This window comes from Streptomyces sp. NPDC031340 (assembly GCF_055569945.1).
In genome coordinates, this window is the sequence record NZ_JBVIIE010000025.1 from 34,813 (window position 1) to 47,516 (window position 12,704).

Genomic DNA, 12,704 nt, shown 5'->3' on the forward strand with positions numbered 1-12,704 from the left:
TCGTGTCGTTTCGGTCCCGGTTACCGGTCGGTTCCCCGTGTCGGTTCCGGCACCGGTTCCGGCCGGTGCCCGCAGGGGCGGGGTCCCTGCGGGGCGGGCCACCAGGTCAACCACAGCAGACACCAGGAGGTGCCGAGCCATGGCGCTCGACCAGTCCTTCGTGGGGCGGAGCTACCCGCCCACCGAGCCCTACGAGGTGGGCCGGGAGAAGATCCGGGAGTTCGCGGAAGCGGTGGGGGACGCCAACCCGGCGTACACGGACCCGGAGGCCGCCAAGGCGCTCGGCCACCCCGAGGTGATCGCCCCGCCGACCTTCGTCTTCGCGATCACCTTCAAGGCCGCGGCGCAGGTCATCCAGGACCCCCAGCTCGGCCTGGACTACAACCGCGTGGTGCACGGCGACCAGAAGTTCGCCTACACCCGCCCGGTGCGCGCCGGTGACCGGCTCACCGTCACCTCGACCATCGAGGCGATCAAGTCGCTGGCCGGCAACGACATCCTGGACATCCGCGGCGAGGTCCACGACGAGGCCGGCGAGCACGTCGTGACCGCCTGGACCAAGCTGGTCGCCCGTGCGGCAGAGGAGGCGTGAGGAACCGATGACGGCGAAGATCGCTTACGACGACGTCGAGGTCGGCACCGAGCTGCCCGCCCGGACCTTCCCGGTGACCCGTGCCACGCTCGTGCGCTACGCGGGCGCCTCCGGGGACTTCAACCCGATCCACTGGAACGAGAAGTTCGCCAAGGAGGTCGGGCTGCCGGACGTCATCGCGCACGGCATGTTCACCATGGCGGAGGCCATCCGGGTGGTCACCGACTGGATCGGCGACCCGGGCGCGGTCGTCGAGTACGGCGTCCGCTTCACCAAGCCCGTCGTCGTCCCGAACGACGACGAGGGAGCCGTGATCGAGGTCGGCGCCAAGGTCGCGGCCAAACTCGACGACAACACGGTCCGCGTCGACCTCACGGCGACCAGCGCCGGCCAGAAGGTGCTCGGGATGTCACGGGCGGTCGTACGACTGGCCTGAGGCGCCCAGAGGCAGTAACGCGAAGTGACGAAGCACGGCGATGTAAGGGGCGCACTCCACCGCGAGGGCACCCCTTACCGCCCATGAGGACGCGCACGTCTGTGGATCCCCGGATCGCGATCGCCTTGACGTAGTTAGTGATTGAGCACTAACTTTCTCGCATGGTCAGGATGAGCGCAGAGGAGCGGCGCGAGAGCGTCGTCCGCGCGGCGACCGCCGAGTTCGCCCGTGGCGGCTACTACGGCACGTCGACCGAGGCGATCGCCAAGCGCGTCGGCGTCTCGCAGCCCTACCTCTTCCGGCTCTTCCCGGGCAAGAAGGCGCTGTTCCTCGCGGTGGTCCAGCGCTGCATGGAGGACACCGTCCGCACCTTCCAGGAGGCCGCCGAGGGGCTGGAGGGCGAAGAGGCGCTGCACGCCATGGCCAACGCGTACACCAGGGTCATCGCGGAGCAGCCGGAGCAGCTGCTGATGCAGATGCAGATGTACGTCGCCGTGGCCGCCGCCGAGCAGGCCGGCGAGCGCGAGCTCGGCGAGGAGGTCCGCGCGGGCTGGATGCGGCTGTGGGACACCGTGCACCTGCCGCTCGGCGCCGACATCGAGGAGACCACCACCTTCATGGCGTACGGAATGCTCGTCAACTGCCTGGTGGCCATGGGGTTCCCGCCCGGCCACCGGGTCTGGGAAGGGCTGTATCCGTCGGCGCGGATCAAGGGCCGGCTGGAGAAGTAGCGGCAAGCGGCGGTGAACCGGAAGGGCGTCGCGGCGCCATTTCGGGAGCTTCATGAGCGCGAAAGTTAGTAATCAATAACTAATCGTCGGCGGCCGGTCACGGACGCCGAACACTCTCTGGGGGAGCGATGTCAGAGCAGACCGCACGTCGCGGGGGAGCAGTCTGGGCCCTCGTCATCACCAGCGTCGCCGGATTCATGGCGGCCCTCGACAACCTCGTCGTCACCACCGCCCTGCCCTCCATCCGCGAGGACCTCGGCGGCGCACTGGACGACCTGGAGTGGACCGTGAGCGCCTACACGCTCACCTTCGCCGTCCTGCTGATGTTTGGCGCCGCACTCGGCGACCGCTTCGGCCGGCGCCGCCTCTTCCTCGCCGGTCTGACCGTCTTCACCGGCGCGTCCGCCGCCGCGGCCATGGCCTCCGGCATCGACGCCCTCATCGTCGCCCGCGCGGTCCAGGGCGTCGGAGCGGCGATCATGATGCCCCTCACACTGACCCTGCTGACCGCTGCCGTGCCCGCCGCCAGGCGCGGGACGGCGTACGGCATCTGGGGCGCCGTCAACGGCCTCGCGGTGGCCTCCGGGCCGCTGATCGGCGGCAGCCTCACCGAACACGTCTCCTGGCACTGGATCTTCTGGCTGAACGTCCCGCTCGGCGTCGCCCTGCTGCCGCTCGCCCGGCTGCGTCTCGCCGAGTCCCACGGCACCGGCGCCCCGCTCGACGTCCCCGGCACCCTGCTCGCCAGCGGCGGCCTCTTCGGGATCGTCTACGGCTTGGTCCGCGGGCCCGCCGACGGCTGGACCGGCCCCCTGGTGCTCACCGGACTGTTCGCCGGCGCCGCGCTGGCCGTCGGCTTCGTCGTCTACAGCACCCGCGCCGAGAACCCCATGCTCCCGATGCGTCTCTTCCGCTCCCGCGCCTTCGCCGGGATCAACGCGGCGAGCCTGCTGATGTTCCTCGGCATGTTCGGCTCGATCTTCCTGCTCAGCCAGTACATGCAGGGCGTCCTCGGCTACTCGCCCACCGAGGCGGGCCTGAGGATGCTGCCGTGGACCGGCATGCCGATGCTCGTCGCGCCGATCGCCGGCATCCTCTCCGACCGGATCGGCGGCCGTCCCGTCGTCGCCGCCGGGCTCTTCCTCCAGGCGGCCGGCCTCGGCTGGATGGCCGCCGTGGCCACCGCCGACGCCTCCTACGCCGTCCAACTGCCCGGCCTGATCGTCAGCGGCATCGGCATGGCCCTGTACTTCGCCCCGGCCGCCAACCTGGTCATGTCCAGCGTCCTGCCCGGACAACAGGGCATCGCCTCCGGCGCCAACAACGCGCTGCGCGAGGTCGGCGGCGCGCTCGGCATCGCCGTCATGTCGTCGATCTTCTCGGCCCAGGGCGGCTACGAGTCCGGGCAGTCCTTCGTCGACGGCCTGCGGCCCGCCCTGGTCACCGGCTCCGCGATGGTCGCGCTCGCCGCGGTGGCCGCGCTGCTCATCCCCGCCCGGCGACGCGCCGGGCGGCTCCCCGGCCGCACGGAACCGGCGCCCGCGCCCGCCGCGGTCGCCGAGGCCGCCCTCCGCTGACCCGGCCACCTCACACCATCAGCGGCACACGGGCGTGGCGAACGGTGAAGCGGTGGCGAGGGGGCTGTCGGTGGCGTCTCGTAGTCTTGGGCCCGTGCAGGAACTCCACGACGCCCCCCTCGCCCCGCTGACCACCTTCCGGCTGGGCGGTCCCGCGGACCGGCTCGTCACCGCGACCACCGACGACGAGGTGATCGCCGCCGTCCGCGAGGCCGACGACACCGGGACGCCGCTGCTGCTGATCGGCGGCGGCTCGAACCTGGTCATCGGCGACAAGGGCTTCGCCGGCACCGCGCTCGTCATCGCCACCAAGGGCTTCTCGCTGGACGGCACCCGGCTCGAGCTGGCCGCCGGCGAGGTGTGGACCGACGCCGTCGCCCGCACCGTCGAGGCCGGATACGCCGGCATCGAGTGCCTGGCCGGCATCCCCGGCTCCGCGGGCGCCACCCCCATCCAGAACGTGGGCGCGTACGGCCAGGAGGTCTCCTCCACGATCACCGAGGTCGTCGCCTACGACCGCACCACCCGGGAGACGGTCACCCTCCCGAACGCCGACTGTGCGTTCTCCTACCGCCACAGCCGCTTCAAGTCCGACGCCGAGCGGTACGTGGTGCTGCGCGTGCGCTTCCTCCTGGAGGACGCGGACGGGCTGTCCGCGCCGATCAGGTACGCCGAGACCGCCCGCGCGCTGGGCGTCGAACCCGGCGACCGCGTGCCGCTGGCGGCCGCCCGCGAGACCGTGCTGAAGCTGCGGGCCGGCAAGGGCATGGTCCTGGACCCGGAGGACCACGACACCTGGTCGGCCGGCTCCTTCTTCACCAACCCGATCCTCACCGACGAGCAGTTCGCCGCCTTCCGCGCGCGCGTACGGGAACAGCTCGGCGACGGCGTGCAGCCGCCGGCCTACCCGGCGGGGGAGGGCCGCACCAAGACCTCCGCTGCCTGGCTGATCGACAAGGCGGGCTTCACCAAGGGCTACGGCACCGGTCCCGCCCGCATCTCGACCAAGCACACCCTCGCCCTCACCAACCGCGGCGCGGCCACCACCGAGGACCTCCTCGCACTCGCCCGCGAGGTGGTGGCCGGCGTCCGCGAGACCTTCGGCGTCACGCTGGTCAACGAACCGGTGACGGTGGGCGTCAGCCTGTAGGGCCCCGGCCGGCGACCGCGTCGAGTCCGTGGCCCCGCGCACTGACGTGGCCTCCATCCAGCGGCCCGAGCAGGGACCCGGGCGGACCGGCCCGGACGCCGGCGCCCCCGCCGGTCGGTCGTCGCCTCCGCCGGTCGGCCGGCGCGGACCCCGCGCGCCGGCCGCGCGGGCCGTGACGGGCCGGGTCAGGCCAGCCAGTCGTCCACGCCGGACAGCAGCTTCGCCTTCACGTCCTCCGGCGCGACCGACGCCCGTACCGACTGACGGGCCAGCTCCGCCAGCTCCTCGTCCGAAAAGCCGTGGTGCCGGCGGGCGATCTCGTACTGCGCGGCGAGGCGGGAGCCGAACAGCAGCGGGTCGTCGGCGCCCAGGGCCATCGGGACGCCCGCATCGAACAGAGTGCGCAGGGGGACGTCCTCCGGCTTCTCGTAGACGCCCAGGGCCACGTTCGAGGCGGGACACACCTCGCACGTCACCCCCCGGTCCGCCAGGCGCTTCAGCAGCCGCGGATCGTCCGCCGCCCGCACCCCGTGCCCGATCCGATGCGCGTACAGGTCGTCCAGGCAGTCCCGGACCGAGGACGGCCCCGCCAGCTCACCGCCGTGCGGCGCCGACAGCAGCCCGCCCTCCCGCGCGATGTGGAAGGCACGGTCGAAGTCCCGCGCCATGCCCCGGCGTTCGTCGTTCGACAGGCCGAAGCCGACCACCCCCCGGTCGGCGTAGCGCACCGCCAGGCGGGCCAGGGTACGGGCGTCCAGCGGGTGCTTCATCCGGTTCGCGGCGACCACGACCCGCATGCCGAGCCCGGTCTCCCGCATCGCGGACTCCACCGCGTCCAGGATGATCTCCAGCGCCGGGATCAGACCGCCCAGCCGCGGCGCGTACGACGTCGGGTCCACCTGGATCTCCAGCCAGCCCGAGCCGTCCTTCAGGTCCTCCTCCGCGGCCTCCCGCACCAGGCGCCGGATGTCCTCGGGCTCCCGCAGGCACGAACGCGCCGCGTCGTACAGCCGCTGGAAGCGGAACCAGCCGCGCTCGTCGGTCGCCCGCAGGCGCGGCGGCTCGCCGCCGGTCAGCGCCTCCGTCAGCGCTTCGGGCAGCCGCACGCCGTACTTGTCGGCCAGCTCCAGCAGGGTGGTGGGCCGCATCGACCCGGTGAAGTGCAGGTGGAGATGGGCCTTCGGCAGCTCAGAGACATCACGTACACGCTCCATTCGAAGATCCTGCCGCACACCCCGCGGTCCCGGTAGCGGATTGCCCGTACGTGGTATTGCTCGCACGAAGAAACGGGCCGCCTCCCCTCCAGGGGGAAGCGGCCCGTACGCGTGCGTGGACCTTTCGGTCCCGTCAGTCCCGCGCCTCCGCCAGCAGCTTCTGGATCCGGCTCACGCCCTCGACGAGGTCCTCGTCACCCAGCGCGTACGACAGCCGCAGGTAGCCCGGCGTGCCGAAGGCCTCACCCGGCACCACCGCGACCTCGGACTCCTCCAGGATCAGCGCGGCCAGCTCCACCGTGTTCTGCGGGCGCTTGCCGCGGATCTCCTTGCCGATCAGCGCCTTCACCGACGGGTACGCGTAGAAGGCGCCCTCCGGCACCGGGCAGACCACGCCGTCGATCTCGTTCAGCATGCGCACGATGGTCTTGCGGCGGCGGTCGAAGGCCTCGCGCATCTTCGCCACGGCCTGCAGGTCGCCGGAGACGGCGGCCAGCGCGGCGACCTGCGCCACGTTCGAGACGTTGGACGTGGCGTGCGACTGCAGGTTCGTCGCGGCCTTCACGACGTCCTTCGGGCCGATGATCCAGCCCACGCGCCAGCCGGTCATGGCGTACGTCTTGGCCACGCCGTTGACGACGACACACTTGTCGCGCAGCTCGGGCAGCAGCGCCGGCAGGGACACGGAGACCGCGTCGCCGTAGACCAGGTGCTCGTAGATCTCGTCCGTCAGCACCCACAGGCCGTGCTCCAGCGCCCAGCGGCCGATCGCCTCGGTCTCGGCCTCGGAGTAGACCGCGCCGGTCGGGTTGGAGGGGGAGACGAAGAGGACGACCTTGGTCCGGTCCGTGCGGGCGGCCTCCAGCTGCTCCACGCTCACCCGGTAGCCGGTGGTCTCGTCGGCGACCACCTCGACCGGGACACCGCCGGCAAGGCGGATCGACTCGGGGTAGGTCGTCCAGTACGGCGCCGGGACGATGACCTCGTCGCCCGGGTCGAGGATCGCGGCGAAGGCCTCGTAGATGGCCTGCTTGCCGCCGTTGGTGACGAGGATCTGCGAGACGTCCGGCTCCCAGCCGGAGTCGCGCAGCGTCTTCGCGGCGATCGCGGACTTCAGCTCGGGAAGACCGCCGGCCGGGGTGTAGCGGTGGTACTTCGGGTTCTTGCAGGCCTCGATCGCGGCCTCGACGATGTAGTCCGGGGTCGGGAAGTCGGGCTCACCGGCGCCGAAGCCGATCACCGGACGCCCGGCGGCCTTGAGGGCCTTGGCCTTGGCGTCCACGGCGAGGGTGGCGGACTCGGAGATCGCGCCGACTCGGGCGGAGACCCGGCGCTCGGTGGGAGGGGTTGCAGCGCTCATGAGTCCATCGTTTCAGACCGGAAACTCCCGCGGCACGCGGGTTTCACAGACTGAACAGCGGCTGAACAACTGTCCGGATCAGGCCGCCCGTCCGGCCGATCCCGGACGATCAAAGTCCCTACAGGCGCTTTCTGTTCGACGACCGGCCCCGGAACACGTACACTCTCTCCTCGTTGGCCTCACACGGGCCGCGCACGGCCGGTGCACATCGAGCACCCACCGGGATGCGGTACGTTGGGGGACAGCCAAAGGGTCGTAGCTCAATTGGTAGAGCACTGGTCTCCAAAACCAGCGGTTGGGGGTTCAAGTCCCTCCGGCCCTGCTACACACACTCGCCAGGGTGTGCGCATGTACGTACAGCAATGCACCGCCGTGCGGCTCAGACCGGGCGCGGCACGGCCATGACCCGGAATCAGGTGAGGACGAATGGCGGACGCCGTGGGCTCCATCGACACGCCTGATGCCCAGGACGAGGCACAGGAGAAGAAGGCCCGCAAGGGCGGCAAGCGGGCCAAGAAGGGTCCGCTGAAGCGGCTTGCCCTCTTCTACCGTCAGGTCATCGCGGAGCTCCGCAAGGTCGTCTGGCCGACGCGCAACCAGCTGACGTCGTACACGACCGTCGTGATCTTCTTCGTCGCCATCATGATCGCTCTGGTGACCGTGATTGACTATGGGCTCAGCCACGCCGCCAAGTACGTCTTCGGCTGAACCGAGAGCGAAGGGCGCCGTGGTTACCGGCGCCCCTTTCGCGTGTTCCACCCCTATGTATCCAGGAAGAAGCAGCCACCGTGTCTGACCCGAACCTGAACGACGCCATCGAGCCCGACGAGTCGGTGGATGACGAGCTCGACATCGTCGAGGGCGCGGACGAGGAAGACGAGTTCGAGGCTGCCGAGGCCGAGGCCGGGGAACCGGCCGAGGAAGCCGCTCTGCACGTCGAGGACGAGACCGCCGAGGACGAGTCCGGCGAGTCCGCCGAGGACGAGGACGAGGCCGTCGAGGAGGAGACCGAGCCGGTCGACCCCGTCGAGGCCCTGCGCGAGGAGCTGCGCTCGCTTCCCGGCGAGTGGTACGTCATCCACACCTACGCGGGTTACGAGAACCGCGTGAAGACCAACCTCGAGCAGCGCGCCGTCTCGCTGAACGTCGAGGACTACATCTTCCAGGCCGAGGTGCCGCAGGAAGAGGTCGTCCAGATCAAGAACGGCGACCGCAAGACGATCAAGCAGAACAAGCTGCCGGGCTACGTCCTGGTCCGCATGGACCTGACGAACGAGTCCTGGGGCGTCGTCCGCAACACCCCCGGCGTCACCGGCTTCGTGGGCAACGCCTACGACCCGTACCCGCTGACCCTGGACGAGATCGTCAAGATGCTCGCCCCGGAGGCCGAGGAGAAGGCCGCCCGCGAGGCCGCCGAGGCCGAGGGCAAGCCGGCCCCGCAGCGCAAGGTCGAGGTCCAGGTGCTGGACTTCGAGGTCGGCGACTCGGTCACCGTCACCGACGGCCCGTTCGCCACGCTGCAGGCGACCATCAACGAGATCAACCCCGACTCGAAGAAGGTCAAGGGCCTGGTCGAGATCTTCGGTCGCGAGACCCCGGTCGAGCTGAGCTTCGACCAGATCCAGAAGAACTAGTTCTTCCGGACGAACCGCTTCCGAGCAGGTCAGGCGAACGCGCGAGCGTCCGCCTGACCTGCTCGGTTTTTGGCCGCGCATCCATACCCGTTATCGTTGTGCGGTATGCCTGCGTGAGGGTCGCGTCCCTCGCGCAGGCAGGACCCGAATCGAAAGGACCCGGAGAGCTATGCCTCCCAAGAAGAAGAAGGTCACGGGGCTCATCAAGCTCCAGATCAACGCCGGTGCGGCGAACCCCGCCCCGCCGGTCGGCCCCGCGCTGGGTCAGCACGGCGTCAACATCATGGAGTTCTGCAAGGCCTACAACGCCGCGACCGAGTCGCAGCGTGGCTGGGTCATCCCGGTGGAGATCACGGTCTACGAGGACCGCTCCTTCACCTTCGTCACCAAGACGCCGCCGGCCGCCAAGATGATCCTCAAGGCCGCGGGCGTGGAGAAGGGCTCCGGCGAGCCGCACAAGACCAAGGTCGCCAAGATCACCGAGGCGCAGGTCCGCGAGATCGCCCAGACCAAGATGCCCGACCTCAACGCCAACGACCTGGACGCCGCGTCGAAGATCATCGCCGGCACCGCCCGTTCCATGGGCATCACCGTCGAGGGCTGACCTCCACCACCCGCAGAAGTCGTGGGAGGGCCTGCTCGGCCCTGACCACAACTCCTAAGAACCAACAGGAGCAGTAGTGAGCAAGCGCAGCAAGTCTCTCCGCGCTGCGGACGCCAAGATCGACCGGGAGAAGCTCTACGCCCCGCTCGAGGCCGTCCGTCTCGCCAAGGAGACCTCCACGACCAAGTTCGACGGCACCGTCGAGGTCGCCTTCCGCCTGGGTGTCGACCCGCGCAAGGCCGACCAGATGGTCCGTGGCACCGTGAACCTTCCGCACGGCACCGGTAAGACCGCCCGGGTCCTGGTCTTCGCGACCGGTGACCGTGCCGAGGCCGCGCGTGCCGCGGGCGCCGACATCGTCGGTGCCGACGAGCTGATCGACGAGGTGGCGAAGGGCCGTCTGGACTTCGACGCCGTCGTCGCCACCCCGGACCTCATGGGCAAGGTCGGCCGCCTGGGCCGCGTCCTCGGCCCGCGTGGTCTGATGCCGAACCCGAAGACCGGCACCGTGACCCCGGACACCGCCAAGGCCGTGACCGAGATCAAGGGCGGCAAGATCGAGTTCCGTGTCGACAAGCACTCGAACCTGCACTTCATCATCGGCAAGACGTCGTTCGACGACGCCAAGCTGGTGGAGAACTACGGCGCGGCGCTGGAGGAGATCCTCCGTCTGAAGCCGTCCGCCGCCAAGGGCCGCTACATCAAGAAGGCCGCGGTCAGCACCACCATGGGCCCCGGCATCCCGGTCGACCCCAACCGCACCCGCAACCTCCTCGTCGAGGAGGACCCGGCCGCCGTCTGAGCCCCGAGCTCACCCCGGCAGCCGCGTCAGGGACGCGTCGCAGCGAACACGGGCCCCGCAACCTCCTGGTTGCGGGGCCCGTCTCCGTTTACCTGCGGTCTTTCCGAACAGCCTTTGCCTGTACGGTCTTTCCGCACGTCCGTCAGTGCCCCGCGCCGACCTGCGGGCACCGCGATCGCATAGGGGTGGGACGAATGAAGAGCACGACGGTGCGCCGCCTGACGCTCTCGGTCGCGGCGGTGAGCGTGCTGTCCGGAGCGGTCGCCTGCGGTCCCTCCGGGGGCTCCGGCTCCTCCGGGGGCTCCGGCGGCTCCGACGGCTCCGGCAAGGACGACGGGGCGTCCGGCAGGAGCGCGACGCACGTGCGTTCCGTCGCGGCCCTGCGCAGCGCCGAGAGGTCCACCGACGAGGCCGACTCCGCCAGGGTCGAGTCCGTCACGACCATGGGCTCGATGATGTCGATGACGGCCGACGGCGCCATGGGCTGGGAGGACGGCCTCGTCGGCAACCTCACCATCACCTACACCGGCGGCCGGATCGCCGACACCATGCGCGGGCTCGGCACCACCTCCATGGAGGCGCGCTACCTGCCCGACGCCTACTACGCCAGGATGGGCGAGAAGTTCGCCCGGCGGGCGGGCGGCAAGCACTGGATCCGGTACGGCTACGACGATCTCGCCGACCTCGGCGGCAGCTCCGGCGCCTACCTCCGGGACCAGATGCGGAACACCACCCCCAACCAGTCGGTGAAGCTCTTGCTGGCCTCCGGCGACGTCGAGAAGGTCGGCACGGAGAAGGTGCGCGGCGAGGACACCACGCACTACGCGGGCACCGTGGACGTCGCCGACCTCGCCGCCGAGAACTCCGGTCTCAGCGCGAGCCAGCTGGCGGACCTCAAGAAGCGGCTCACCCAGGCCGGCGTCACCACGGAGACCGTGCACATCTGGGTCGACGACCGGAACCTGCTGGTGAAGAAGGTCGAGAAGGGCCGGATGGCGCTCGGCGAGTACACCCAGACCGCGTACTACAGCGACTACGGCGTGCGGGTCTCCGCCGGCCGGCCCCCGGCCGGCGACACCGAGGACTTCACGGCCCTGCTGCGGAAGCAGGGCGGGACCGGCACGGCCTCCTGAGCCTGATCGGCCCAGGTGGATTTGCTATACGAGCCCGATGTATCTACCCTCCTACTGAAGCCAAAGACCGCTGGTCGTTGCCGTGCGCTCGTACGAGGGCGCGGTGGCCGAAGGATCCGCTGAAAATGCGGGCGACCCGCGCAGGTGACTGTGGAAGAACTCCCGGAGTACGTGCGTCCGCGCTTGTACGACCGGTCGAGTCCGCCCCGTGCGCCTGCGCCGGGGCGTTTCGTTTTCCCCAGTCCTCCTTCGGGTCCGCGCGGTCCGAATCACCCGGAAGGAGGCCGAGGCTCTATGGCGAGGCCCGACAAGGCTGCCGCGGTTGCCGAGCTGACGGACAAGTTCCGCAACTCGAGCGCCGCCGTGCTGACCGAGTACCGCGGTCTCACCGTGGCGCAGCTCAAGACGCTGCGCCGTTCTCTCGGTGAGAACGCGTCCTACGCCGTGGTGAAGAACACGCTGACCAAGATTGCGGCCAACGAGGCCGGCATCTCGACGCTCGACGACCTGTTCAACGGTCCGACGGCGGTCGCCTTCGTCACCGGTGACCCGGTGGAGTCGGCGAAGGGTCTTCGTGACTTCGCCAAGGACAACCCGAATCTCGTCATCAAGGGCGGTGTCCTTGACGGCAAGGCGCTGTCCGCCGACGAGATCAAGAAGCTTGCGGACCTCGAGTCCCGCGAGGTTCTGCTCTCCAAGCTGGCGGGCGCCATGAAGGGCAAGCAGTCCCAGGCTGCCGCCGTCTTCCAGGCGCTCCCGTCGAAGCTCGTCCGCACCCTGGACGCGCTTCGTGCCAAGCAGGACGAGCAGGGCGGTGCCGAGTAATTCGGCTCGCTTTCTGACCCCGGCCGCCTGACGGCGGCGGAGGTCACAGCGGGCCAACGTACGCCCGCCACTCATGTACATCCGGCACCTGCCGAATTAGTGGAAGGATCGCCCATCATGGCGAAGCTCAGCCAGGAAGACCTGCTCGCGCAGTTCGAGGAGATGACCCTCATCGAGCTCTCCGAGTTCGTGAAGGCGTTCGAGGAGAAGTTCGACGTCACCGCCGCCGCCCCGGTCGCCGTCGCCGCCGGTGTCCCCGGTGCCCCGGTCGCCGAGGCCGTCGAGGAGAAGGACGAGTTCGACGTCATCCTCACCGGTGCCGGCGACAAGAAGATCCAGGTCATCAAGGTCGTGCGTGAGCTGACCTCGCTGGGTCTGAAGGAGGCCAAGGACCTCGTGGACGGCGCCCCGAAGCCGGTCCTCGAGAAGGTCGCCAAGGACGCCGCCGAGAAGGCCGCCGAGTCCCTCAAGGGCGCCGGCGCCTCCGTCGAGGTCAAGTAACACCTCCGCGGTCCCGTACCGCGTCTCGCGAGCGCTGAACGTGTCCCCCTTGGGGCTGTAACGCGAACGCACCGAGGAGCGATCATCCATCCGGGTGGTCGCTCCTCTGCGTTTCGGGGGCGCGGCCACGGTTGCCTTGAACCCG

14 protein-coding genes and 1 tRNA gene are annotated in these 12,704 nt (G+C 69.9%); 13 read left to right on the plus strand and 2 right to left on the minus strand.

Going from position 1 to position 12,704, the window contains the following annotated elements:
* The first annotated feature begins 139 nt into the window (after nucleotides 1-139).
* The 5 genes from ACZ5GT_RS20750 (at nucleotide 140) to ACZ5GT_RS20770 (ending at nucleotide 4,486) form a co-directional block, all read left to right on the plus strand.
* Nucleotides 140-592, plus strand: coding sequence for a MaoC family dehydratase N-terminal domain-containing protein (locus ACZ5GT_RS20750; protein WP_351890834.1), 453 nt, complete (start codon nucleotides 140-142; stop codon nucleotides 590-592).
* Between the two features lie 7 nt (nucleotides 593-599).
* Nucleotides 600-1,028: a MaoC family dehydratase gene (locus tag ACZ5GT_RS20755; RefSeq protein ID WP_469026574.1), complete on the plus strand. Its 429-nt coding sequence runs from the start codon at nucleotides 600-602 to the stop codon at nucleotides 1,026-1,028.
* 161 nt (nucleotides 1,029-1,189) lie between these two features.
* Entirely contained in the window at nucleotides 1,190-1,759 is a 570-nt protein-coding gene (locus ACZ5GT_RS20760) for a TetR/AcrR family transcriptional regulator (RefSeq protein ID WP_469026579.1), read from the plus strand.
* 128 nt (nucleotides 1,760-1,887) lie between these two features.
* Nucleotides 1,888-3,336, plus strand: a complete 1,449-nt coding sequence (locus ACZ5GT_RS20765) for a DHA2 family efflux MFS transporter permease subunit (protein ID WP_469026584.1) — start codon at nucleotides 1,888-1,890, stop codon at nucleotides 3,334-3,336.
* Between the two features lie 94 nt (nucleotides 3,337-3,430).
* On the plus strand, nucleotides 3,431-4,486 hold the full coding sequence (locus ACZ5GT_RS20770) for a UDP-N-acetylmuramate dehydrogenase (protein ID WP_469026594.1): 1,056 nt from the start codon (nucleotides 3,431-3,433) through the stop codon (nucleotides 4,484-4,486).
* Between the two features lie 185 nt (nucleotides 4,487-4,671).
* On the opposite strand, the gene ACZ5GT_RS20775 is transcribed toward ACZ5GT_RS20770, so the two are convergent.
* Both ACZ5GT_RS20775 and ACZ5GT_RS20780 read right to left on the minus strand, forming a co-directional pair.
* Entirely contained in the window at nucleotides 4,672-5,700 is a 1,029-nt protein-coding gene (locus ACZ5GT_RS20775) for an adenosine deaminase (protein WP_469026602.1), read from the minus strand.
* A 133-nt stretch (nucleotides 5,701-5,833) separates the two neighbouring features.
* Entirely contained in the window at nucleotides 5,834-7,060 is a 1,227-nt protein-coding gene (locus ACZ5GT_RS20780; protein WP_469026609.1) for a pyridoxal phosphate-dependent aminotransferase, read from the minus strand.
* Between the two features lie 249 nt (nucleotides 7,061-7,309).
* On the opposite strand from ACZ5GT_RS20780, the gene ACZ5GT_RS20785 reads away from it, so the two are divergent.
* From ACZ5GT_RS20785 to rplL, 8 genes are all read left to right on the plus strand, one after another.
* A tRNA-Trp gene (locus ACZ5GT_RS20785) sits at nucleotides 7,310-7,382 on the plus strand.
* A 104-nt stretch (nucleotides 7,383-7,486) separates the two neighbouring features.
* A complete protein-coding gene (secE, locus tag ACZ5GT_RS20790) occupies nucleotides 7,487-7,768 on the plus strand; it encodes a preprotein translocase subunit SecE (RefSeq protein ID WP_469026616.1) in 282 nt (93 codons plus the stop codon).
* An 80-nt stretch (nucleotides 7,769-7,848) separates the two neighbouring features.
* Entirely contained in the window at nucleotides 7,849-8,694 is an 846-nt protein-coding gene (gene nusG / locus ACZ5GT_RS20795; protein WP_469026620.1) for a transcription termination/antitermination protein NusG, read from the plus strand.
* 169 nt (nucleotides 8,695-8,863) lie between these two features.
* Nucleotides 8,864-9,298, plus strand: coding sequence for a 50S ribosomal protein L11 (gene rplK / locus ACZ5GT_RS20800; RefSeq protein WP_031167035.1), 435 nt, complete (start codon nucleotides 8,864-8,866; stop codon nucleotides 9,296-9,298).
* 76 nt (nucleotides 9,299-9,374) lie between these two features.
* Nucleotides 9,375-10,100 (plus strand): 50S ribosomal protein L1, encoded by a 726-nt coding sequence (gene rplA, locus ACZ5GT_RS20805; protein ID WP_469026623.1) that lies wholly within the window; start codon nucleotides 9,375-9,377, stop codon nucleotides 10,098-10,100.
* A 194-nt stretch (nucleotides 10,101-10,294) separates the two neighbouring features.
* The gene (locus ACZ5GT_RS20810; protein WP_469026628.1) at nucleotides 10,295-11,233 is read left to right on the plus strand and encodes an SCO4651 family lipoprotein; all 939 of its coding nucleotides are present in this window, start codon (nucleotides 10,295-10,297) and stop codon (nucleotides 11,231-11,233) included.
* Nucleotides 11,234-11,527: 294 nt separating this feature from the next.
* The gene (rplJ, locus tag ACZ5GT_RS20815) at nucleotides 11,528-12,058 is read left to right on the plus strand and encodes a 50S ribosomal protein L10 (protein ID WP_469026634.1); all 531 of its coding nucleotides are present in this window, start codon (nucleotides 11,528-11,530) and stop codon (nucleotides 12,056-12,058) included.
* Nucleotides 12,059-12,175: 117 nt separating this feature from the next.
* A complete protein-coding gene (rplL, locus tag ACZ5GT_RS20820; RefSeq protein WP_469026639.1) occupies nucleotides 12,176-12,559 on the plus strand; it encodes a 50S ribosomal protein L7/L12 in 384 nt (127 codons plus the stop codon).
* The last annotated feature ends 145 nt before the right edge of the window (nucleotides 12,560-12,704 follow it).